The following is a 22,107-nucleotide window of genomic DNA, read 5'->3' as shown; positions in this document are numbered from 1 at the left end:
AAAAAAGGAATAGGATATATGCCTATTCCACTTTATTTAATACAGTACCTAATACTTCAGCACCATTTCTTTTTAAACGTTCTATAGACTTTTTAGCCATATTTTTATCTGTTTCAGGTAATGATACAACAAGTATTGTTCCATCCACCAAATGACTTACTGGAATTACATCACTACAGATTTCTAAACTCGGACAATCCACAATAATAAAATCATATTCAGATTTCATTAACTGCATAAATTCCTTAAAACACTGTCCACTCAATAAATCAATTGGATGTTTTCTCTCATTACCCGCTGTAATAACATGTAATTCATTGTATGAATAGCTATTTTTAATTACTTTAGTATATTTCAAATAATTAGTATAATCATTATCCTCTAAAATATCTGTTAAACCAAAATCATTCTTAACATTAAAGCATTCATGAATGTGTGGATCCTTTATATTACAATCCAACAATAACACTTTTGAAGTGTTTGCAACAAAACAATTCGCCAAATTAACTGAAACCGTTGTAGCCCCTGCCCCATGGTCTGCACCAGTTAAACATACACTATGAATATGCGGATGTTTTTCATTATATTCAATATTAGTACGTAGTTTTCGATAAGCCGAACTACTCGATATATTATGTTCCATTATTTTCTCCTATTTCTCCATTGGTATCTCAGCCAAAACATCTACCCCTAAAAACATTTCGACTTCTTTATCGTTAATAAAATGTTTATTAAATAAGAAACGCAGCACAAAATAAAGAACACTTAGAACTAAGCCAATTAAAGTTCCTATTAAAGTATTCTTTTTTACATCTGGGCTTACAGGCGTTGCGTTAACTTGTGCCTCATTCACAATTGCCACACTGCTTAAACCTAAATCGGACATCATCTCTTTTTTAAAGGCTTTAACAACATTTTTAACAACACGATAAGATAATTTGGGATTATTTGTAGTTATTGTAATATTGTAGTTATATGGATTACTTTCATCGCGCGTAATAACAATATTTTGTAAAAGTGTATCTACATCAATATTCGTTTCAGAACCAACTCTTTCTAAAACTACATTTCCATTCAAATAAGGCGTATAATCTAATAATTCACCTTGAGGAATAATAGTAATGTCTGTACTTGAAGTATAACTTTTAGGTAAAATAAATTGTGTTACTCCAAAAGTGATTAAACCACAAACCAATGTTACAACTAATATTGTTTTAATATTTCTTAATAGATGTTTCAATAACTCTATCAAATCAATTTCCATTTCATCATTCATATAATCGTTATTCATAAATTATTTCCTTTCTATACTGCTCCTCTACCATATAGCACTTGTTTAATAGTTTTAAATAACAATGTCACATCCAACCAGAATGACCAGTTTCTATAATAATATCCATCCAACAATAAACGATGTTCAAAATCAACCTCACTTCTTCCATGACTTTGCCACATACCCGTTATACCAGGCTTACATGCGATGACATCATAATAATAGTCTCCCATATCTTCTTTTTCTCTTGGTAAATATGGGCGAGGTCCAATTAAAGACATTTGACCAAACAATACATTAATAAATTGTGGAAATTCATCTAAACTCTTTTCACGTAAGAATTTACCTGCACTTGTAATACGTGGATCATTCACTAATTTTTTATTCTTTGTATATTCTTCTCGAATGGCTGGATCTTTTTCCATTAATTCTTCAAGGATCTTATCTGCCCCGATTACCATAGTACGATATTTAAACATTTTAAATTCTTTTCCATTTTTTCCAATTCGATTCTGCATAAAGAAAATTGGACCTCTATCTCCTTCTTTACGGTTTTTAATGAAGACAAAGATTGTCAATGGTATTAAAAGTAACAAACCACATAGTCCAGCACAGATATCCATTATACGTTTTAATGCATAAGATAAGAAATGTTTTAATCCACGAGAATTTGATATCATTAAGATTCCATCAAAATCCTCTACATTAGTATCAAAAGTTACTAAGCCATTTACTTGTGGTAAATATTTAATTACTGCCACTTTATTTTTAAATACTTCAAATACTGCATTTAAATCTTCACTATCCATTTCAGGAATTGCAATCAATACTGTATCTATATCTTTTTCTTTGATTATGGAACAAATAGAATCTAAATCATATGTTTTATTCACATCTACTATTTGTTCCTGTTGAATATACTTAACTTTTTTTGAATTATTGCAATTAACATAACCTATTACATCTAAAAGTGAGTATCCATTTCCAAAACACACCATTCCTAATTTTTCTGCAGTATGTCCAACACCAACAATCAGCGTATTATGTTTAAACCATTTTCTAAATATTTTATGAGAATATCTAGAATTACATCCTGCAAAAACCAATAAAACACAAGTTAATAAAACAAATCCGAAGAATTTCTTAATCGTCCAAGTACTAATTGGAAAAACAAGAAAACTTCCAATGAAAAAACCAATATGACTTAAAATAATCAAACGAATTTCATCATACATTAATAAAACTTTTCCTTGATATCTTCCAATCAGTATTTGCATTAAAAAATATAATATACATAATTTACAACAAGTCTCTAAACTATATCCAGAAAATTGTATAATAAACATAAAAAAAACAATTTCGATTGTTATTTTTAAACTTCCTATTTTTGACATTAAAACATCAACTCCATATGACTCAACTATTATACTAAAAAAAAAAGAAAAGGACAAATCTTTATGTAAGCGTTAAGCATAAAGTGTTCTTTTCTTTATCGAATATTAACTCTGGACTGAAGATAATACAGTGAATGTTGTTGCATCAACCATTGCCGTATTATGAATATCTTGGAATGTAAACGTAACTGTATATTGTTGCGTTGCCTCATCTATAGTACAACCAATATCTGTTACATCTTCTTGTCCTAGTCCTGCATTAGATAGAGCAGCATTAATAGCTTGTTGTTGATTTGCATCAAAAGAAGTTGATGGTTTCTCTTCTTCTTTCTTTGTTTCAGTTTCTTCCTTCTTTTCTACAGGTTCACTAGTAGTAACTTCTTCACTATTGCTTTTTTTATAATTTCTTTCTTGTATAATACCATCTTTACCAATCTTATATTCATAAGATCCAGTTGTTGTTTCAAAGGTTACTGTATAGTATTTCTTCTCTTCTTGAATAGATACGTTAGAACATTCTTTTTTAGTGGCATTAGCATCGTCTCTTGCGACTTCTAGAATGTCGTTTTGCGTAATTACAAGTTCTTTATTTCCACATCCAGTTAGTAATAGAGTAGAAGCTAAGATAATAAAACTATTTCTTTTTCTTCTTTTTACCATTGTCTTCTCCTCCATAACCATATCCGTAGCCATATCCATAATTACTGTCACTTGCTGATTCAACTTTATTTAATACAACACCCATGACGTGACCACCATTACGTTGTACATCATTAATAGCTGCTTTAACTTTACGTTTATCAGAAGTTTTAGAGTCAACTACATATAATACTCCATCACTTACATTACATAATGGAATAGCATCAGATGCTACCGCAACTGGTGGACAGTCAATAATAATATATCCAAACTCTTTACGTGCTTGATCTAAAAATTTAGCCAATCTTTTAGACCCTAATACTTCACTAGGATTTGGTACTCTATGACCTGCAGTAATAACGGATAGAGTAAAGCCTCCATCAAATTGAATGTTTTGTACTCCTTCATAAGATTGAATACTTGTACCTTCTCTAAATTCTGAAATAATATTCGTTAATCCAGAACGATTTGAAATATGTAATGTTTTATGAACTGAAGCATTTCTTAAATCACAATCAATTAATAAAACATTTTTATACTTAGCTGCCATAATTCGAGCTAAATTACAAGCTATTGTACTCTTACCTTCATTAGGAATTGTACTTACTACGTTGATCACTTGAATCGCATCATCCATTTGACTAAATTCAATATTAGTACGTAATCCACGATAGATTTCATCCACATCAAATTGATTTCTTTTCTTTCTTGCCATTTTTATCTCCCAAAGAAACCAAACAGTTTCTTTTTCTTTTCAACCTCAATATTTAATATCTCTTTATTACTCAACAATAACTTAGGATTCTCATAAAATAAGATATCCGCATTCTCAAAACCAATACGCTTAGAAACAACTGAATATACATCACTCAATTGTTCAATTCTATTTCCTGTAGCTCTATGTGTATCTGTACAAATTACATCACAATATCCATTGTCTAATAATTCTAGTGCATTCGATTGTATTTTCTTTCCATTTACACCAAGAATAGAAGTACGATTCATTTGTAGTATACAACCCATATCTACCCAATGATCAATGATTGAATAATCTAGCCCTTCATGAAAATATCTTTCAATATGAGCAAGTACAGGAACAAATCCCTTCATCTTCAATTCATATAAACATTCATCTCTATAATCAATAGAGTGAATATCACGAAGAACATTATATTCAACCAACATGTATTTACTACTATTCAAAGTTGGATATAAATCTAATTCCAATCCTTCAATGAATTCACTATTCATCATAACTTCCCCACCAAAATAAATAGGGATAGGACTCATCTTTCTTAATTCCAATTGACGAGTCACCATTTCATTATAGATATGAACATCTAATTGACCAGGAATAAAATGCGGTGTACTACAAATACCTACAATACCATCATCCTTAGCTAACTCTAGAGCTTTTACTGCAACCTCAATTGAAGGCATACCATCATCAATACCCCAAGCAATGTGAGAATGCAAATCAATATACTTAGCCATTATAGTTCAGGAATCTCGCAGAATACTGGAATACCCAAATATTTTTCTGCCTCTTCCTTTGTACGTAAACGATTATCAAAAAAGAATCTCAATATTGCATAACCACAACCAAGCACAAAACCAACCATAGTAGCAAGTAATGTATTTTTCTTCACATTCGGTCCACTAGGAATATAAGACAATTTAGCCTTATCAACAACCTCAATATTACGAACATTCAAATTCTTCTGCATTGTACGAATAAACGTACTTACTGTATCATTTGCGATATCCTTAGATAATTTAGGATCTGTTGTAGTAGCAGAAATTGTGATAATCTCTGTATTAGATTCATTTGTCACACAAACAAGATTTTTAACACTTTCAGCACTCTCTAATCCAACATCTTTGGCTACCTCAGACATAATATTGTTCTGCGTTAATAAATTTACAGCATTCGTAACCAATTTACTATTGGCCATCTGCGAATTATAATCCAAAGACCCACTCTCACTAATCTGTGGAGTTAAGTAAATTGATGTACTAGCCGTATACGTTGGCTCAATCAATAACTTTGTTCCAAAGAAACCACAAAAAGCAAATAGTAAGATAAGAAAAATAATCAATTTAATATGTTTCAAAATTGAACGAAATAACTCAATTAAATCTATAGTTTCATCTTCTAAAATGTCATCTTTTTTTAATCTATTATAATCCATAAATCCTCCCTTAAAACAACTGTAATTAATGCATTAAGTATACATTTACGTTGTAGTACATTATTCATTCATAAATTTAATCATTTATTTTACAAAACAGGAAATTAATAAAAAATTTTAAAATGGACTAGTCTTTAGTAATTTTATTTCTAAAGACTGGTCCATCAATATTTAATAAATTTCACTCTCAATAAACTATTATTAAATTTTATTTAATTAGGTTCCTCAATTGTGGTTAAAACAAAACTTTATTTTACTCAATTATTTTTGTATAACAATACAATTATTGTCCTCTAAGTTCCTTAAATCTATTAATCTCCATTTCCTCTTTATAATTTTTGAAAAGTGCTTCCACATCATACTTAGGCTCATATCCTAATTCTTCTTTAGCATTTTTAACATCCATTAAGAACCCACCACCAGCTGTTTTATCTGGACGATAGATAATTCTTGATGGATGATCTACAGGTGAAAAAACTTTTATTATTGTCTCAATTTGCTCTTTCAAAGTAACAGGGACACCTGTACCTACATTATACCATCCATTATCACGATTAACTTCCACTGCTTTACAAAGCATTTGTGCACAATCATATACATGAACCATATCTTTAGCATAATTTGGATCGCCCCATAATTCGATAGGTTCCCCTTTCATAGCTTTATCTATCATGCTGTAAACGGGTCGAAGCTTTTTTACTCCATTTGGATGATAATAATGATATGGACTGTAGTTATAAATCGTTGGAAATCGAAATATAAAATATTTAAGTCCATATTCTGCATAATAATGTTTCATAAATTCAATCGCAGTATTCTTTGTAATAACATAAACTGCATGATCACCTTTATAACTAAAATTATAAGGTGTATTCGGTTTCAAAACAGTTCCATTAGTTGCTGATAAAGAAATATCGAAAACTGTTGTTGAAAATAAGATACGATCTGCATGTACTTTTCTACAATATTCTAATACATTATAAGCACCCATAATATTTGAGTTAATATATTTTTCAGGTTCATATCCTTTCATATATGATGGAATTTGGGCAGCTAAATCTATGACTGCATGCACATCATCTTGGGGCAATTTTGAAAATTCTTCTGGTTTACTAATGTCTACTGAAACATATTTATGTCCATGTTTTTCAAAAAAATCTGTTTGTCGATGACCAGAAGCTATTACTTCATACTTACCCTTAAAATACTCACATGCATACTTATGTACGTAAGAACCAACATTACCTGTAGCTCCAAAAATTATTATTTTTTTCATTTTAATCTAATCTCCTTGATTTTTGTTTATAAATTGTGTTTAAGCACAATATCTACTTCGATTCCTTAACTATTTAATTTTTTAATTTCATTAACAAGCAATTTTAGCATTTCAATATCATATCTTTGATCACAAGGAAGTGGTAAGATATTTTTTGCCATATCATATTCTAATTCTGTTTCTTTACATAATTTAAAAACATCTGGCCATAGTGTAGGAATATAAATATTTTGTTCCAGTAATTTTTTCCTTATCTCATTTCCGTTCGATATATATAATGGATACATAAATGGACCTTCTACTTCTTTTACTTTCAGTTTATTCAAACATGAAAATTCATTGTCTAAAAACTGAAAATTTTGTTCTCTAATAAACTTTACATTATCATAATCAATAGAACGTAAAATATTCTCTGTGATTTTAGACATCTTACGTAAAGGTAAATTTTCAATTAATTCTTCATTATCCACATAATCATTATAATACCTATTTGCAGTTTCTTCAAATCGTCCAAATAAATGTGTCAAACGTTTAGATGATTTATCATATTCCAATTCATTAGGAAGTAATGCTTCTGTATACAAATATGCCCCGTCAGGAACACCAAAATATTTTCTACACGTATAAATTGTATCTACACCTTTTATAGGCATTTGAAAAAAAGCTTGAACATTATCAATAATGATATGATTATATGTATTTTTCATTATTTGAATTTGTTGTTTATCAATTTGTCCATAATAATTTACTAAATAAAGCCATTCATTATCATTTAAATCTATGCCTATAGGAAGAAAATCTAAACCTATTGAATAATAATTAATAAATACATTATATTTTTTGCAAATCTGTTCAACAGATGCACATAAAAATTTTGGTAAAGCAATTTCCTTTATCTTTCTAGTCTCAATCAAATATGCTAGACAATTTCTTGCACTGTTCAATGCAACTGCTTTATTATGGTATATTTCTCCATTATATGTGGGAAATTCAATAAATCCACCTATCTCCATACATTTCACCTTTATTACTTTAAAATAACTTTTATATATTTATCTTGATTATTTAGAACCTCTTCTAAATGTTTTTGAGTTTCAAATTTTAAAATAACAGTACCAATAGCTTCATTAGCTGCTTCAAAACCACCAATATTTGTATTTTCATCAACCCAAACATCTAACTCAAAAATATTTTTAGAAATCTCATCAGAAACATAAATTTCTTTAAACACACCTGGTTTATCACTATGCAAAATTATTTCTGCCCAAAACCCATTATATGGTTGCTGTTCTACTTCATCTATAGGTAAACCAACGGAATATTTTACCATATTTGTAATAATATCTACACCAGTTGAATACCTTATACATTCAGCTAACCTATTACCACCACCTCTTGGTGATAATTCCATAATATATGCCTTTCCATCTGTTCCTTCTCGTGTTTCAATATTATAAATTGATGTTTTCATATTTAATAATTTGATTAATCTTTGTATTTCTTCTTTTAAATCTTTTTGGTGTACACTTGTCATAGAAGAAGGCCAACTGTACGCAGCAGGAGTATACGGATTTTTGGCCTTACTATCAAACCTTTGACAATTAAAAGAAACGAATTTCAATTCTCCATCTACGGAGAAGCTATCTGTATCTGATGAATAACCAAGTTGTTTAATAAAATCCTCAATGATGAATTCATTTGTATGAGAATAGGAAAGAGCATAATTTATGCTTGATTCTAAATTTTTAGGGTTATCTACTTTGGTAACACCTTTACTTCCTGCAGAATCCGTTGGTTTAACTATTACAGGCCAATGAAATAAATTTACATCATCTAATGCATCATCTACGTTTGTATAACTCCTAGCAGTTGGAACATTAAAATTATTTTCCTGCAAAAACTTACGGAATTTTCCTTTGTTTTGTAAAATACACACAGATTCATAGGGGCCAACATTTGGAAGTTCCATTTTTTCAGCAACATATGCTGCAGTTATTACTCCAGGATCACATGCAAATGACATGATACCATCAATATTAAGTTTTTTTGCAACTTCTAATGTTTTATCTTTATCAATAATACTTACATTTACATATTCATCAGAATACTTATGTGCAATATTATCAGGTAAATAATCAGCGGTTATAGTATAAACTCCTAACTTTTTAGCTGCGTCAATTACAGGTAGAGCATATCTAGCTCCTCCCAAGATCATTAATTTTTTCATTTAATCTCCTTTTTACAAAATTAAACAATTATACTTATATACTATTGTTATTAAAAAATATTTCGATTACATAAATTACAACTTCGTGAGACTATTGTGTAACACAAAATGAGTATCTATAACTTTTGCCTAAATCCCCAAAATGACATCGCATATTCTATCTACATCTTCTAAAGATAAATCCGCATATAAAGGAAGAGTTAATACTCTCAGTGCCATATGTTGTGCTATTGGAGTTTTTTCAGTTCCTGCAGTTGGATAATTACGATAACATTCAAAACTATTTGTTAAAGGATAAAAATATTTTCTAGCACCAATTCCTACTTCAGCTAATTTCTCAAATACTTCATTTCTAGTATATTTATATCCATCAAATACAACAGGAAAATATGCATAGTTACTTTCGACATCTTTTTGGATTGATGATAATTTTATACCTTCAACCCCTTCAAGTCTGCTTCTATATTTTTCAACAACTCTTTTTCTTTTTGCAATTTCTTCATTTAAATGTCTTAAATTACAAATACCCATAGCTGCTTGAAATTCATTCATCTTAGCATTTCCACCAACATATTGAACAGATTCTGGGCCATGAATACCAAAATTTTTCATATCATTTAAAAGTGTTACAAATTTATCATCTTTAAAACATACACAACCACCTTCAATTGTATTAAAAACTTTTGTCGCATGAAAACTAAACATTGAAGCATCTCCAAAACAAGCAGATGATACTCCTTTGTATTTAACACCAAAAGCATGTGCTGCATCATAAATAACTTTCAAGCCATATTTTTTGGCAATACGATCAATTTCTTCTACATTACACATATTACCGTATACATGAACCGGAACAATGGCTACTGTTTTATCTGTAATTAATTGTTCTAACTTAACTGTATCAATAGTATAGTCATCTTCTTTAATATCACAAAAAACCGGAACCAATCCATTTCTTACAATCGCATGAGTAGTAGAAGCAAACGTAAAAGGCGTAGTAATAACTTCTCCACCTTCAGGCAAATTCAACGCTGCAATTGCATTTTCTAATGCTAAATGCCCATTAGTGTATAAAACTACATTCGAAATACCTAAATAATCTTCTAGCTCTGATTGCAATTTATTGTGTTTTACACCCATATTTGTCAACCAATGACTTGTCCATAGCTCTTTAATTTCTTCACAATATTCTTCATAAGAAGGCATAGAAGACCTAGTAACTAAAATATTTTTCATAAAATTTCCTCTTTTCTTTAAAGTAAAATCTAATTTAATTTTTTATTAATTACTGATTTAAGAACATCTACCAAATATTCAAATGAATCCAAATGAAATATGTAAGATCCTATTAAGTAGATAAAACCTCCTAAAAAAACTTGAATTAATAAAGACACGATATTTGTACAGTTAAGTATATTCACAAAAGATACGCACATGCCCATTAACAATGATAATAAAACTGACGGGAAAATATCTACCATTTGTTCTTTAAAACTGTAATTTAAAAGTTCTTTATTCGGCCAAGAATTTATAATCATACTAGTGAATGTACTTATTAACAGACTATATGCCATTGCCATGACCCCAAACCACATTGTAGAAATTAATAATATCATTCCAACAAATTTTTTTAAAATCTCTAATTTTAAAAATAAATCACTTCTTCCCATTGCTTTAATTGCATTAAGGTTAGCAGTGTGAATAGGGTAAAACATATACGTAACACAAAATATTTGTAAAAAAGGAACACATGGTAACCATTTGTCAGTCAAAATTATTTGAACAATTGTTTTTGCACAAAATGCCAATCCCATCATAAGTGGAGCAATTATGTATGTGCTAATTTTTATAGCTTTTCTTGTCATGTTTTTTACACGTTCTCTATCATCTTGCTCATTTGCCAGTGTAGGCAATAAAACACTATCAATAGAAGTATTTATATTATTAATAATTACATTAGGCAATTTATCTCCTTGATTATAAAATGCTAAATCTGATGATGAATACATCTTTCCAATTATTAAACTTCGAATATTTACATATAAAGTTTCTAACAATGATGAAACTAACATTTTCCATCCAAATGATAACAATTCAGTTAAACGTTTCCAAGAAAACATCTTTTTTGGTCGCCATTTTACAGTAATCCACAAAATTAGCGTATCTATAGAAGCATTTGATAATTGCTGAGCAACAATAGCCCATACTCCAAAACCTGCGTATGCCAATCCTATACCAAAAAAAGCTGAAAAAATAGTGCCTCCGAGTGTAGAATAAAAAAATCTTTTAAAAAGCATATTCTTAGACACATAAGACTGTTGAATCCCTTTTACACCGGAAATAATAATTGTTAAACTTATTACTCGTATGATTGGAGTAAGCGTATAATCTTTATAAAAAGAAGCTATACATGGTGCCGAAAAAAACATCAATACATAGAGAACAATACAGACTACAAAATTAAAATAAAATACTGAAGAGAAATCTAAATCATCAGCATTCTTTTTTTGTATTAGAGCTGTTCCTAAACCACTGTCTACAAAAACTTGTAATATTGTAGTAAAAATTGTAATTAAAGCTATCTTACCGTAATCAGATGGCGACAAGATACGAGCTAAAATAATAGAAACAACAAAAGTCACTACTTGCGCACCGCAACGTTCTGCAAATCGCCAAATAAAATTTTTCATTACATTATTTGAATTAAAACTATTCATACACTTTAAGTAACTTCCTTAATCTATAATACGTTTCTTGAACAATCAAAAACGCTCTAAAGCTCAAAAGATGAGCTAATAAAAATTGTATTTTTCTTATTACACTATGATCTGAGATTTTTGATGTGTCAAAATATTCTAATGGGGAGCTTAAATTTTCTACATGTTCAATTTGTTTATTAAAATCATTACATATAATTTGCCATTTTTGATCTATACTTGACTTATTAATTATTTCCGGAATCTTGTCATTCATATACACAGATTCTAAATAATTTAATAAATCATTTTTTCCACTTAATTTAGTACAATGAACATTATTCAGATTATCAATAAATCCATTTGGTGAATTAGTAATTACATCCATATCCACTGTAGTCACACCCATATTAGCTGATGCAACTGCACTACCTGCACCAGAGACAAAAACGTCAAATAAATTGAAAATACTTTTGGGAATCGGCCAAATATACCCACTTATAAAAAGTTTAATATTTGGACATTTTTTAAATTTAGACTTAATATCAGAAACCGTTTTTTCATCTGCACCACCAAAAAAACATAATCCTACACAAATATCTGAATGAATATTAGCAAATGAACATACACCATTGATAATATTAAGTACAAATGGCTTATCTAATCTTCCTATAGAACCAATCATAAAATCTGCTTTAGGTAATTGATTTCTAATATCTGAATCTTCATCTGCAACAACATTTGAACACCAAGCATTCCATACATTTTTTTCAGGATCTTTAATGTTAAAATATTTTCCAAAAATATACAATAAAGATTCTTTCGAAATTGAATAGAGTTCATTTCTCTTATATTTAAACTCATAAAATGAGAATGTATAATTATTCACATTATCATTTTTCTCATCCAAAAACATTACAATATGTCTTGCACCTATTTCTTTTGCTAATAATTCTCCCCATAGTGCAGTGAAATCTGTACCAGTTTCTATTACAATGCTTTCACTTGGTTGTATTTTATCTACCATAGTTTCTATAAAATTATTTATTTTTCTTTTACTAAAAATATGCGGTGAATAGTTTAAAAACTTATACTTATCAGAATTATATTTTTCCAATGGCTTTATATAAATTTTCCCAAAATTTGTTGGGAATACAATGACATTCCATCCATTATTTTCAAGTGTTTTTATTTTATTTGAATTATAAATAGGTCCACCAGCAATTATATTAGCTATCCCAGACATAAAAATATAAGTCTTCATTTTTCCTCTTTCATTACTTTTTTATATATCTTAAAAAAAGTTGATTTTAAACCATAACAATAAAAGCTCTTAATTAGTTTATAAAGTATTAGAGTCTTTAAATATTTATGATTTTTTTCAAAAGTATAACATTTTTTTTCCTGGTTTGTAACCCATGATCCCGAATATAAATGAATTGTATAAGTATTATCGGTAATATTAATTTTACCATCAAATTTATTCATTGGACAAAGAAAATCTGGGGGATATATGTTAACTCCATTAATCACCTGATAACTTTTGTCATAACTTAAACCGTGTTCACTTAAAATATTTGAAGTAATCATAACAACATTATTATTATAAGTATCAATCAAGCCATTTGAATCAATAAAATGAATTTTTCTATATCTCTCAACAATTTCCTTACACAGTGGATTATTTTTTTCGAATGCAAGTCCCAAACCAGGCGCAACATATGGTCCATCTTCGGCATCTCCATTTTCTTCCCAACACATGAATGGTCCCATCTTTACTAAAGGATCTATATTTTTCAACATTTTAACATCTGTATCAAAATAAATACCTCCATAATTAAATAATACCCAAAATCTAGCAAAGTCACTCACAAATGCCCACATTTTTTTACTATATGCTTCTTGCACATATGAACAGCAATTAATATCAAAATTATTTTCGTTCCATTCAATTATTTTATAATCTGGGCAATATTTTTTCCAGGAATCAATACATTCAATTGATTTTTCATCTAAAGTATTATCACCAAACCAACAATAATGTATTATTTTAGGTATTTTCACTTTACTCATATTATACAATCCTCCTTTATATCTAATTTTGACATATCAAATCATTTTATTATGTATAAATTCATATTAACAACATAAAAAATTATTCTGTCTTAGTTTAAATTTTATAATATCGATATATTTTAAAAAGTAAAGTAATACTATACTAATAAACAATGATATCTAAACACAAACGTTCAATTAATAATATAAATTCTAGTTTCCAATATAAGTTTCTCTAAAATTGCACTATTTTCATCAATTTTTCACCAATTTAAGAGCATCTCAACAAATTACTGTTTAAAATATCATAAAAACTATTTTTATCAAACTTCTTCTCAAAACTTATATAAGCTTTATCTGTAATTTCTAAGTATTTTTCAGGAGATAAATTTAATATTTCCTCAATTCTTTTTGCAAGTTGATAAATATCATTCACATTATACGTAAATCCATTTATATTATTTTGTATATATTCATAATGACCTGTACCTGAACTTACAAGAACTAATCTATGTGCAAAAATAGCTTCAGTAATTGTAACAGGCAAAGGGTCATCGGTTGAACAACAAACAGATAAATAAATGTCATTATACAAATCCATTAATTTATTATGATCTAGATAATCAATATATTCTACGAAATTTATATGCATTGTACTTTTTATTAATTTTTTACTATATTCTTTATCAATTGAACTACCTACAATTAGAACTTTTATATCTTTTTTTAAATCTTCATTTAATAAATCTAATGCTTTTATTAACTCCATTTGATTTTTTCTTTTGCATATACTACCAACAATCAGAATTATTTTCTTCGCTTTCGCGAAATCATATTTATCTACCTTTGTCGAATATTCATAAGGATAAGGCATTTGAATTGAATTATAATTAAAACCATATTTTTCTATAGCGACTTCACATATATCACTAACTGAAAAAATTCTACAATTTTGAAGCTTGTTTGGCAAACGTTTATAATATTTTGAAAAATATTCATCACCTTCATGAATCCATAGATTATACTTTATATTATTTTTCTCGAAGTAGCTAATCCATTCACAATTAGCTATAGTATTTACAAATATACAGTCAAATTTACAATTTATTACAAGCTTTTGAATAACAGCTTGAAAAAAGAATGTGCAAAATTTTTTATAATTACACTCATGCCTTAATCTTCCATCATACTTATACATAAGTATAACTTCATAATCATTTTCTTCAAAATATTTTGCAATATCCATCAAAACCAAAGGTGCTCCCGACATAGACATATCTCTTGAAAGCAAAAGTACATACTTTTTATAACCTTTTCCCATTAAATTTTTGTTATACCGAAAAACTAAAAATAAAATAGTTCTGATTGACGAAAATAAATAAAAAAATGCTTTATACACTTTACTCATTTCTTACCCCCAAAAAAATAAAAATTTGCTAAAATTAAGATTTTTCACTGGTGACATTAACATATAAATAAAGAATAAAATTATACATAAAACTGTCACTATTTCTCTATTCTTATGATATCTAATTTGACATATCATATTCGGTAATAAAATCATATTAAAAATTGAAAAATATTGGCTAACTCTATAAAATTCAGCAACGATGTTAGATAATAAATAACAAGCGATTCCTATTGAAACAAAAAAATACATGTCATAATTAATGCTATCATCATTCGTTAAATACCCTCTTTTTTTTATATTCAAATATATATGCGAATATATATTTTCAAAGCTCAATCCATTTAATAAAAAATATAAAAAGACTGAAACAAATAAAATCATAAACCAAATCAAAGAAACATCGTTACCAAATGAATAAATTCCATCATATATATATTGATACATTTGATGATTTAAAACCTTTATAACATTCAAAATAATTATTTTTCCAAAATTTGAAAATATAAAACCTAAAATAATAAATAATAATGGTAAAACTAAATTTAATTTTTTTCTTTTTTTTTCATATATTAATAACATAATCGTAGGTAAAAAAACAACTGCACTAAAATGGACAAAAAAAGCAAATACAAACATAATAAAAGACTTAATATAACTTTTTTTGTAATAATACAAAACCATCAATAAAATAAAAGATATTGATAAATATTGTCGTATAATTGATGCGGCATATATACAACTGCAGGTATATAAAATAACTACACTCAATAAATAGTTATTCGAGAATTCTTTTATAATTTTTCCTGAAACAAACATAAAGAATGCGTATAATGTTGCAATGAAAAACTGATAACTTAAGCCCACACTAGAGAATAATTTTGAGATACAAGCAAAAGCTATCCCATTTTTGATAGAATATTGATTTAAGATTTCTAACCAAGAAGTCTTAGTAAGATTTATAAATTGAACATAATATGTTCCATCAACATCTCCTAATCCAAGATGAATGTTTCTACAGCAAAAAATAAACGAAATAATGCATAACGTAAAAGTTAAATATAATCTCCTAGGTAACACAAAATAACTAAGGATAATCAATAATAGAATTATAAAATAGACTTGCAATATAGTTCCTCCTAAAAATAATATATAATTTATTTTAAATTAAATATTATATTCATAAAATCCTATTTAAATTTTGAATACTCTCTAAATAAGCATACTTATTTTGTTCTGTGGGCTCTAATACTGCTCCTTCTGCCCATTCATTCCATGCATTAATTACGACAATATCATCAACATAATTTCTTCTATCATCTTCACATAACATTTTCAAATATTTTTCAAATTTTTCAGGTGTAGCACCCTTTAAAATCATACCTTTTTTTCCTTTTCTTGGACTATTATCAAATGAGACAAATGCACCTCGCCATAACCTTTTGCCATTATAAGTTTCTTTATTATTTATTAATTTCTTCCATATATAATCATATGAAAGAATATCTGTTAAGCCTAGCTTTTTACAAATTAATCGTTTAGCTTTTACAAAATTTGATACACTATATCTTGAAGCACAATGAGGCTCAAATTCAACTAATACATCAGAATTAATCTTTTGTTTCCCATTATTAAAGGAATTCACAAATTCAACAACATATATATTTTTTAAACCCTCCATATTCAATTGGTCATTCCAATAATCAATCATTTCATTAAATTTTTCAATACGCGAGCAAGAGTAGAAAAAAAGGACTGGTCTTCCATCAATTTTAATATATCTCTTATCTTTAAAAAAAGGAATAAAATACTGTATATGATGATTCCAATCATCTAACCCACCGAATTCTTGTTTTATTAATATATCAGTATCTTTACCATCCCATGTACGTGCCCATGTTTCATTAGCCCAGCACATACAGTAATTCTGATCAATATCAGGATTATTAAGTAAAATCTCACAAGGTTTTTCAAGTAACATTTTTCCATTAAACCAATAATGATAATAGCAGAAACCATGTACACCAAATTTCTTTGCCAAAATAGACTGCTGCTTTAAAGTATTTAAATCTTTCATATCATAGTAGTTACCGTCAAGTGGTACTAAAGGTTGTTGATGACCTTTAAAAAGTGGTTTTGCTTTTTTTACATTATTCCAATCTGTAAACCCTTTACCCCACCATTTATCATTCTCTGGTATTGCATGATATTGTGGTAAATGCATAGCTATAAATTTCATTTTCAATCCTCCAATTAAACTAATTTCCAACCCCATTTTGCAAAATAGTATTTCATACTTTTCAAATGATATTTAAAAAGAACTTTATTTTTATGTGACCCTCTTTCCCATTTATGTATTACTTTTGTACCCGGAAAATACATCAATTTAGAAACTTTATTAACCCGTTTACATAAATCTGCATCTTCACAATACATGAAAAAGTTATCGTCAAAACCATTAAGTGCCTTAAATAAATCGCTTCGAATAACTAAAAAAGAACCTTGCCCAAAAGGAACTTGAAACGGTTTTGAATAGTCCATATCTTGCATTATATGTTTTTGTGACCTTTTCTTAAAATAATTTTTTAAGATCATACGATTAAACACATCAAATATAGTCAGTTCTCTTCTATAAACATGTTGCATGTTTCCTTTTTCATCAATTAAAACAGGTATAGTCATTCCTATGTCTTTATTTTCATCCATCCATTCAATAATTTTCGTAAAAGAATCTTCACATAGAATAATATCAGGATTTACAATAGCGTGATATTCACTGTTCAAAACATTTAATATTTTATTATGTCCTTTTCCAAATCCTATATTTGATCCTACATCAATATACTCAATATCTTGATAATCTTTCAAAAAGTATCTAAACTTTTCGACATCTTCAGGAAGAGAAACAGATACCCCATTATCAATGATAAAAATTTGTTTTGTTAATACTGGGGATGTATACTTCTCAATCGATACTACTGCATTCATTATATCTTCATAATTATTATACCCCACTATGCTAATAGATAATTTCATCACAACGCCTCTTTTCATTAAAGTTAAATATATTAGAATCTATAAAACCAGCATTTAATTCTATTTTGAACCATATATTTTGCCAAATATATGGTATGAAAAAAATTAAATTTTAAACAGCTCCTTTTTTACATACTACAACTAGTACTGTCTTTAATAGAATCTTAATATCTAAACCAAGATTCCAATTCTCAATATAATATTTATCTAGTTTAACTACTTCATCAAAATCTATAATTTCACTTCTTCCACTGACTTGCCACATACCAGTTATTCCTGGTTTTATAGCTAATCGTGCAAAATGTTGATATTCATACAGATTTGTTTCTGATATTAAAGGAGGTCTAGTTCCTACTATAGACATATCTCCTTTTAATACATTAAAAAATTGTGGAAATTCATCTAAACTCGTTTTACGAATAAATTCACCAATACCTGTTTTATGAGATCCATCAGGCATTACTTTATTTCCAATAACCCGAGGATCAAAATCAAGTTTAAACATCTTTCCATCCCCAAGCTTATTGTCTTTCATTAATTCTGCTTTTCTTTCTTCCGCATCTAAATACATACTTCGAAATTTATACATCTTAAATTTCTTACCATTCTTACCAACACGTTCTTGTGAAAAGAAGATGGGTCCTGGACTAGCAATATAGATTGCAGGTCCAATAAAGATGCAGATAATCAAAGTTAATATGCATCCTAATGCGCCACAGATAATATCAAACACTCTTTTTAAGAATAATTCATTTAATGAAGCATAATTAATACTAGTAGTAAGTACAGTATAATCACCAATCTTTTCAACAAACTGTTTCTTACCCGGTGAATTTACTACCTTAGCTAAATTCATATGTACTGTAATACCAGCCAATGTTAATTGTTCAATTAACGTATTTGGATACGCAATTTCTTTAGGTAAAACAATCAATACTTCATCTACCCATTCTTTACATGCATACATACCAACTGTTTCATTATTTGCTACCACAGAAATATTATCAATCTTATTTCCAATTAAATCCTTATCCAATAAAGCAACACCAACAATGTCATAACGAGAATAATTCGTCTTTTCAACATTATCTATAACTTTATTTGCAATAGTACTAGAAGTAACAATTAATAGTTTTCTTCTTTTACCACTATTAACACCCTTTTTAATATGACTCTTCCACAGTTCTCTTACTATATATGTCAATATAAAATAAATACCAATAGTTAAAAACAAGATAAATCTAGAAAAGAAAACTCCCTTTTGAACTGTAAATAAATATAGAACAGCTAAAAAACAAACAATAAGTGCATGTTTTAATGTTTTTACAAACTCTTGATAATGACCTCTTTTTAATACGCCCTTTAATGTACCAAAAATCAGTAAAACCATTAAATCTGCTAATTCTATTATGATAGCCATATTTCTATACAAGAAATTGTTATATAGATGTATATTCCCATTCTTTATAAAATAGGCCATCATAAATGCAAGCTGTAAACATATCATATCCAATATCATAAAGTCGATATGTTTCAACCACCCATTTGCATTCTTCCTATACATATTACTCTCCCATTCCTAAACATAAAAAAAAGCTTATTTAGAATTTTAAAAATCTTAATAAGCAATGAAATATGAAATTTTAGATACACTTCTCCCTACCCATAACACTGTAGAAGATGAACGAATCAATTAAAAATGCGGTAAGCCAGCTATTTCTAATATCATCTAAATGTATCATTTGTTATTCCTATTACTTCACAATAGTCACACCTATCCCACGATAAAACTATTGCCTAATAATTTTATCCCATATATATAATATGTCAATTACCATTTAATACCTGAAAATTCACACAAAAAGCACAAAAGTTAAAGATATACTTTATTTAAAACAAATATTAAAAACATTGATAAACAAAATAAATTTCATTAAATTTGCTTTACATATAGAATATTTTAAATAATACAGCTTACCGTTTTTATAACCAATCAAATGTAAACGCATACACTTGTTGAGTGACTCCAATATAAAACAAAGCCTCCACTCATACAACAAGGTGAAGGCACTATTTGTTTCTTATTTAACTTTTAACATTTCTTTTCTTTAACAATATAGACATAACTACTATTGAACTTATAGTCATTAGAGATAAGAACCATGGTATTTCGTTTGATACACCTGTTTTAATAGTTGATTTTTCTTTTGTAGATTCTTCATTCTTTTTGCTTTCTGTTTTATATTCTTTCTCTTGTACTATTTCTGGTTTAGATGGTTCCTTCTTTTCTTCCTTACTAGGCTTGTTTGTTTCTTCTGGTTTTATTTGTTGTGCTTTATTTTCTAAGATAGTAAATATATCATTCTCAATGATTTTATACCTATAATTTCTTGATTTACTTTTTACATTAAGTTTATAATTGCCAACACCTTCGCCAACTTCTCTCGTTAATATGTAATCCTCTGTTTCTAATACTGGATCTTTTTCTCCAACATATTTTTGAAACTTATTTAACCTTAACTGTACTGTTTTAGGTAGAATCGTAACCTTAAATGGAATGGATTCATAATAATTAGAATCAACGTTAAAACTAACAATGTATTCTCCAACATTCTTAAATGCAATTGGACTAATAGAATCCACATTACTATCAATTACAATATCAGAACCAGTATAAACATATTCTACATTTGGATGTGTTATAGTAGTTTTTATTACTTTCACATCCTTTTTATTCTTAGGTTCAAATTCAAATTTGTAGTTATCATTGTAATCTGTTTTAAAATCACCATTTACATAAGAACTTAATATAAAGTCATGATCTCCATCATACTCACATAAATATCGGTTTTCTTCTGGATCTCCTGGTCTCCAATCCTTGTTATATTTTACATTTACATGAACTACTTTTGGAGTGATTTCATAATCAACATAACTATAATCTGAATAAATTGCACGATACTTTCCACAATCAATTGGAGTTCCAGAAACGAATTCATTATCTTCATTTAGATACCAAATTGCACCGTCAATCTCTATCTCTTGACCCGTATATTCAAAAGATAACACCTCCTCTTCTGCTTGTATACCAATTGGTACACAACACATAAACAACGCCAATAATACACCTAATAATTTTTTCATACCCTTTTGTTCCTTTCTATAGGTAATACTCTATACTTACTATATCATGGAACATTTGGTAATTAATCAAATTGTTAATAAATGCAAACAATCAATTAATTTGTGCAATTTTTTTATAACTGCATGATCATATTATGTTTTATATACAGCATTTTAATATTTTTTGTTCAATTGTTTTTATAACCAAAAAAAAAAAAAAACAGGGGCTGTAACGAGTAAGTGAATTTTATTGCTTACGGAGTTCAGCTCCTTTCTTTTTGCCTTATAGCTTCTAATTTAAATAAAAAATGAAAATACGCATCTAGCCTTACTGCTTTTTTGGGCACACTAAAAACAGATGTCTATTTTCATCTTTTTTTAACTCTTAGAGACTTAATTTAATTTGTTGCTTTTTTGAAACTCTAGTTTTCGGGTGTGATATCTTCTTAGATTATGACCGACACATACGAGTAGTATTTCCAATTTTACACCAGATATGCCACGACGGCGTAATTTATCATAATGATTGTCTTCTTTGATCTGTCCAAAGATTCCTTCACTCCAGATACTTCTTTGCGTCATGTACCTTTTACCTTGATCTGTCGAAAGATTTTCTTTGACTTCATTTTTATAGGCTTCAAGTTCTCGACACCTTTGTATCGTTCGTCCTGTTTTTGACTTTGTACACTGGGATTTGAATGGACAGCCTTTACAATGTTCATTCTGATACATTTCGATTTCTCGTGGATACATGCCACGTCTTTCAATTCGTGTATCCACCAATGTGA

Annotated in this window: 21 protein-coding genes; all 21 read right to left on the bottom strand. The window is 28.3% G+C overall.

All coding sequences use genetic code 11. The features are described 5' to 3' along the window. Positions 1-22: 22 nt before the first annotated feature. Complete coding sequence (locus tag Q0F58_RS09520) at positions 23-643, bottom strand: CpsD/CapB family tyrosine-protein kinase (RefSeq protein WP_294375571.1); 621 nt, start codon at positions 641-643, stop codon at positions 23-25. A 9-nt stretch (positions 644-652) separates the two neighbouring features. After that, positions 653-1,291, bottom strand: a complete 639-nt coding sequence (locus Q0F58_RS09515) for a YveK family protein (RefSeq protein ID WP_294375569.1) — start codon at positions 1,289-1,291, stop codon at positions 653-655. 14 nt (positions 1,292-1,305) lie between these two features. After that, entirely contained in the window at positions 1,306-2,619 is a 1,314-nt protein-coding gene (locus Q0F58_RS09510) for an exopolysaccharide biosynthesis polyprenyl glycosylphosphotransferase (protein ID WP_294375567.1), read from the bottom strand. Between the two features lie 153 nt (positions 2,620-2,772). After that, the gene (locus Q0F58_RS09505; protein WP_294375564.1) at positions 2,773-3,366 is read right to left on the bottom strand and encodes a hypothetical protein; all 594 of its coding nucleotides are present in this window, start codon (positions 3,364-3,366) and stop codon (positions 2,773-2,775) included. Next, a complete protein-coding gene (locus Q0F58_RS09500; RefSeq protein WP_294375561.1) occupies positions 3,302-3,925 on the bottom strand; it encodes a CpsD/CapB family tyrosine-protein kinase in 624 nt (207 codons plus the stop codon). The genes Q0F58_RS09505 and Q0F58_RS09500 overlap by 65 nt, the downstream gene beginning before the upstream one ends. A gap of 98 nt (positions 3,926-4,023) precedes the next feature. Then, positions 4,024-4,800 (bottom strand): tyrosine-protein phosphatase, encoded by a 777-nt coding sequence (locus Q0F58_RS09495; RefSeq protein ID WP_294375559.1) that lies wholly within the window; start codon positions 4,798-4,800, stop codon positions 4,024-4,026. Next, complete coding sequence (locus Q0F58_RS09490; protein WP_294375557.1) at positions 4,800-5,498, bottom strand: YveK family protein; 699 nt, start codon at positions 5,496-5,498, stop codon at positions 4,800-4,802. Before Q0F58_RS09490 ends, Q0F58_RS09495 begins: the two co-directional genes overlap by 1 nt. Positions 5,499-5,781: 283 nt before the next feature. Then, positions 5,782-6,774, bottom strand: a complete 993-nt coding sequence (locus Q0F58_RS09485; protein WP_294375555.1) for an NAD(P)-dependent oxidoreductase — start codon at positions 6,772-6,774, stop codon at positions 5,782-5,784. A gap of 65 nt (positions 6,775-6,839) precedes the next feature. Beyond that, positions 6,840-7,787 carry a hypothetical protein gene (locus Q0F58_RS09480; RefSeq protein WP_294375552.1) on the bottom strand — a complete coding sequence of 316 codons (948 nt, stop codon included), beginning with the start codon at positions 7,785-7,787 and terminating at the stop codon, positions 6,840-6,842. 14 nt (positions 7,788-7,801) lie between these two features. Then, complete coding sequence (locus Q0F58_RS09475) at positions 7,802-9,001, bottom strand: ATP-grasp domain-containing protein (RefSeq protein WP_294375549.1); 1,200 nt, start codon at positions 8,999-9,001, stop codon at positions 7,802-7,804. 129 nt (positions 9,002-9,130) lie between these two features. After that, a complete protein-coding gene (locus tag Q0F58_RS09470) occupies positions 9,131-10,207 on the bottom strand; it encodes a DegT/DnrJ/EryC1/StrS family aminotransferase (RefSeq protein ID WP_367118164.1) in 1,077 nt (358 codons plus the stop codon). A 59-nt stretch (positions 10,208-10,266) separates the two neighbouring features. Then, positions 10,267-11,718, bottom strand: a complete 1,452-nt coding sequence (locus Q0F58_RS09465; protein WP_294375544.1) for a lipopolysaccharide biosynthesis protein — start codon at positions 11,716-11,718, stop codon at positions 10,267-10,269. Further along, entirely contained in the window at positions 11,711-12,961 is a 1,251-nt protein-coding gene (locus Q0F58_RS09460; RefSeq protein ID WP_294375542.1) for a hypothetical protein, read from the bottom strand. Before Q0F58_RS09460 ends, Q0F58_RS09465 begins: the two co-directional genes overlap by 8 nt. Beyond that, on the bottom strand, positions 12,958-13,770 hold the full coding sequence (locus Q0F58_RS09455; RefSeq protein ID WP_294375539.1) for a glycosyltransferase family 32 protein: 813 nt from the start codon (positions 13,768-13,770) through the stop codon (positions 12,958-12,960). Before Q0F58_RS09455 ends, Q0F58_RS09460 begins: the two co-directional genes overlap by 4 nt. Positions 13,771-14,023: 253 nt before the next feature. After that, positions 14,024-15,160, bottom strand: coding sequence for a glycosyltransferase family 4 protein (locus tag Q0F58_RS09450; protein ID WP_294375536.1), 1,137 nt, complete (start codon positions 15,158-15,160; stop codon positions 14,024-14,026). Between the two features lie 3 nt (positions 15,161-15,163). Then, positions 15,164-16,288 carry an EpsG family protein gene (locus Q0F58_RS09445; protein WP_294375532.1) on the bottom strand — a complete coding sequence of 375 codons (1,125 nt, stop codon included), beginning with the start codon at positions 16,286-16,288 and terminating at the stop codon, positions 15,164-15,166. Between the two features lie 52 nt (positions 16,289-16,340). Then, the gene (locus tag Q0F58_RS09440; RefSeq protein ID WP_294375529.1) at positions 16,341-17,399 is read right to left on the bottom strand and encodes a glycoside hydrolase family 99-like domain-containing protein; all 1,059 of its coding nucleotides are present in this window, start codon (positions 17,397-17,399) and stop codon (positions 16,341-16,343) included. A gap of 14 nt (positions 17,400-17,413) precedes the next feature. Continuing rightward, a complete protein-coding gene (locus tag Q0F58_RS09435; protein WP_294375524.1) occupies positions 17,414-18,196 on the bottom strand; it encodes a glycosyltransferase in 783 nt (260 codons plus the stop codon). 112 nt (positions 18,197-18,308) lie between these two features. Beyond that, positions 18,309-19,760 (bottom strand): sugar transferase, encoded by a 1,452-nt coding sequence (locus tag Q0F58_RS09430; protein WP_294375521.1) that lies wholly within the window; start codon positions 19,758-19,760, stop codon positions 18,309-18,311. A 521-nt stretch (positions 19,761-20,281) separates the two neighbouring features. Next, positions 20,282-21,340, bottom strand: coding sequence for a hypothetical protein (locus tag Q0F58_RS09425; protein WP_294375516.1), 1,059 nt, complete (start codon positions 21,338-21,340; stop codon positions 20,282-20,284). A gap of 372 nt (positions 21,341-21,712) precedes the next feature. Further along, a partial coding sequence (locus Q0F58_RS09420; RefSeq protein WP_294375513.1) for a transposase occupies positions 21,713-22,107 on the bottom strand: 395 nt, incomplete at its 5' end.

Origin of the sequence: uncultured Clostridium sp. (genome assembly GCF_934754915.1) — a bacterium.
Lineage (GTDB): Bacteria > Bacillota > Clostridia > Clostridiales > Clostridiaceae > Clostridium.
Note: the sequence above shows the minus strand (reverse complement) of the source record. Positions and strands in the feature narration are given on the sequence as shown.

Bases quoted from the DNA above. Each gene is read 5' to 3' on its own strand.
- Q0F58_RS09460 (WP_294375542.1), bottom strand. From the start codon at position 12,961: ATGAAGACTTATATTTTTATGTCTGGGATAGCTAATATAATTGCTGGT.
- Q0F58_RS09455 (WP_294375539.1), bottom strand. From the start codon at position 13,770: ATGAGTAAAGTGAAAATACCTAAAATAATACATTATTGTTGGTTTGGT.
- Q0F58_RS09480 (WP_294375552.1), bottom strand. From the start codon at position 7,787: ATGGAGATAGGTGGATTTATTGAATTTCCCACATATAATGGAGAAATA.
- Q0F58_RS09430 (WP_294375521.1), bottom strand. From the start codon at position 19,760: ATGTATAGGAAGAATGCAAATGGGTGGTTGAAACATATCGACTTTATG.
- Q0F58_RS09435 (WP_294375524.1), bottom strand. From the start codon at position 18,196: ATGAAATTATCTATTAGCATAGTGGGGTATAATAATTATGAAGATATA.
- Q0F58_RS09470 (WP_367118164.1), bottom strand. From the start codon at position 10,207: ATGCCTTCTTATGAAGAATATTGTGAAGAAATTAAAGAGCTATGGACA.
- Q0F58_RS09510 (WP_294375567.1), bottom strand. From the start codon at position 2,619: ATGTTTATTATACAATTTTCTGGATATAGTTTAGAGACTTGTTGTAAA.
- Q0F58_RS09490 (WP_294375557.1), bottom strand. From the start codon at position 5,498: ATGGATTATAATAGATTAAAAAAAGATGACATTTTAGAAGATGAAACT.
- Q0F58_RS09440 (WP_294375529.1), bottom strand. From the start codon at position 17,399: ATGAAATTTATAGCTATGCATTTACCACAATATCATGCAATACCAGAG.
- Q0F58_RS09475 (WP_294375549.1), bottom strand. From the start codon at position 9,001: ATGAAAAAATTAATGATCTTGGGAGGAGCTAGATATGCTCTACCTGTA.
- Q0F58_RS09465 (WP_294375544.1), bottom strand. From the start codon at position 11,718: ATGAATAGTTTTAATTCAAATAATGTAATGAAAAATTTTATTTGGCGA.
- Q0F58_RS09505 (WP_294375564.1), bottom strand. From the start codon at position 3,366: ATGGATATGGCTACGGATATGGTTATGGAGGAGAAGACAATGGTAAAA.
- Q0F58_RS09515 (WP_294375569.1), bottom strand. From the start codon at position 1,291: ATGAATAACGATTATATGAATGATGAAATGGAAATTGATTTGATAGAG.
- Q0F58_RS09495 (WP_294375559.1), bottom strand. From the start codon at position 4,800: ATGGCTAAGTATATTGATTTGCATTCTCACATTGCTTGGGGTATTGAT.
- Q0F58_RS09485 (WP_294375555.1), bottom strand. From the start codon at position 6,774: ATGAAAAAAATAATAATTTTTGGAGCTACAGGTAATGTTGGTTCTTAC.
- Q0F58_RS09520 (WP_294375571.1), bottom strand. From the start codon at position 643: ATGGAACATAATATATCGAGTAGTTCGGCTTATCGAAAACTACGTACT.
- Q0F58_RS09425 (WP_294375516.1), bottom strand. From the start codon at position 21,340: ATGAAAAAATTATTAGGTGTATTATTGGCGTTGTTTATGTGTTGTGTA.
- Q0F58_RS09450 (WP_294375536.1), bottom strand. From the start codon at position 15,160: ATGAGTAAAGTGTATAAAGCATTTTTTTATTTATTTTCGTCAATCAGA.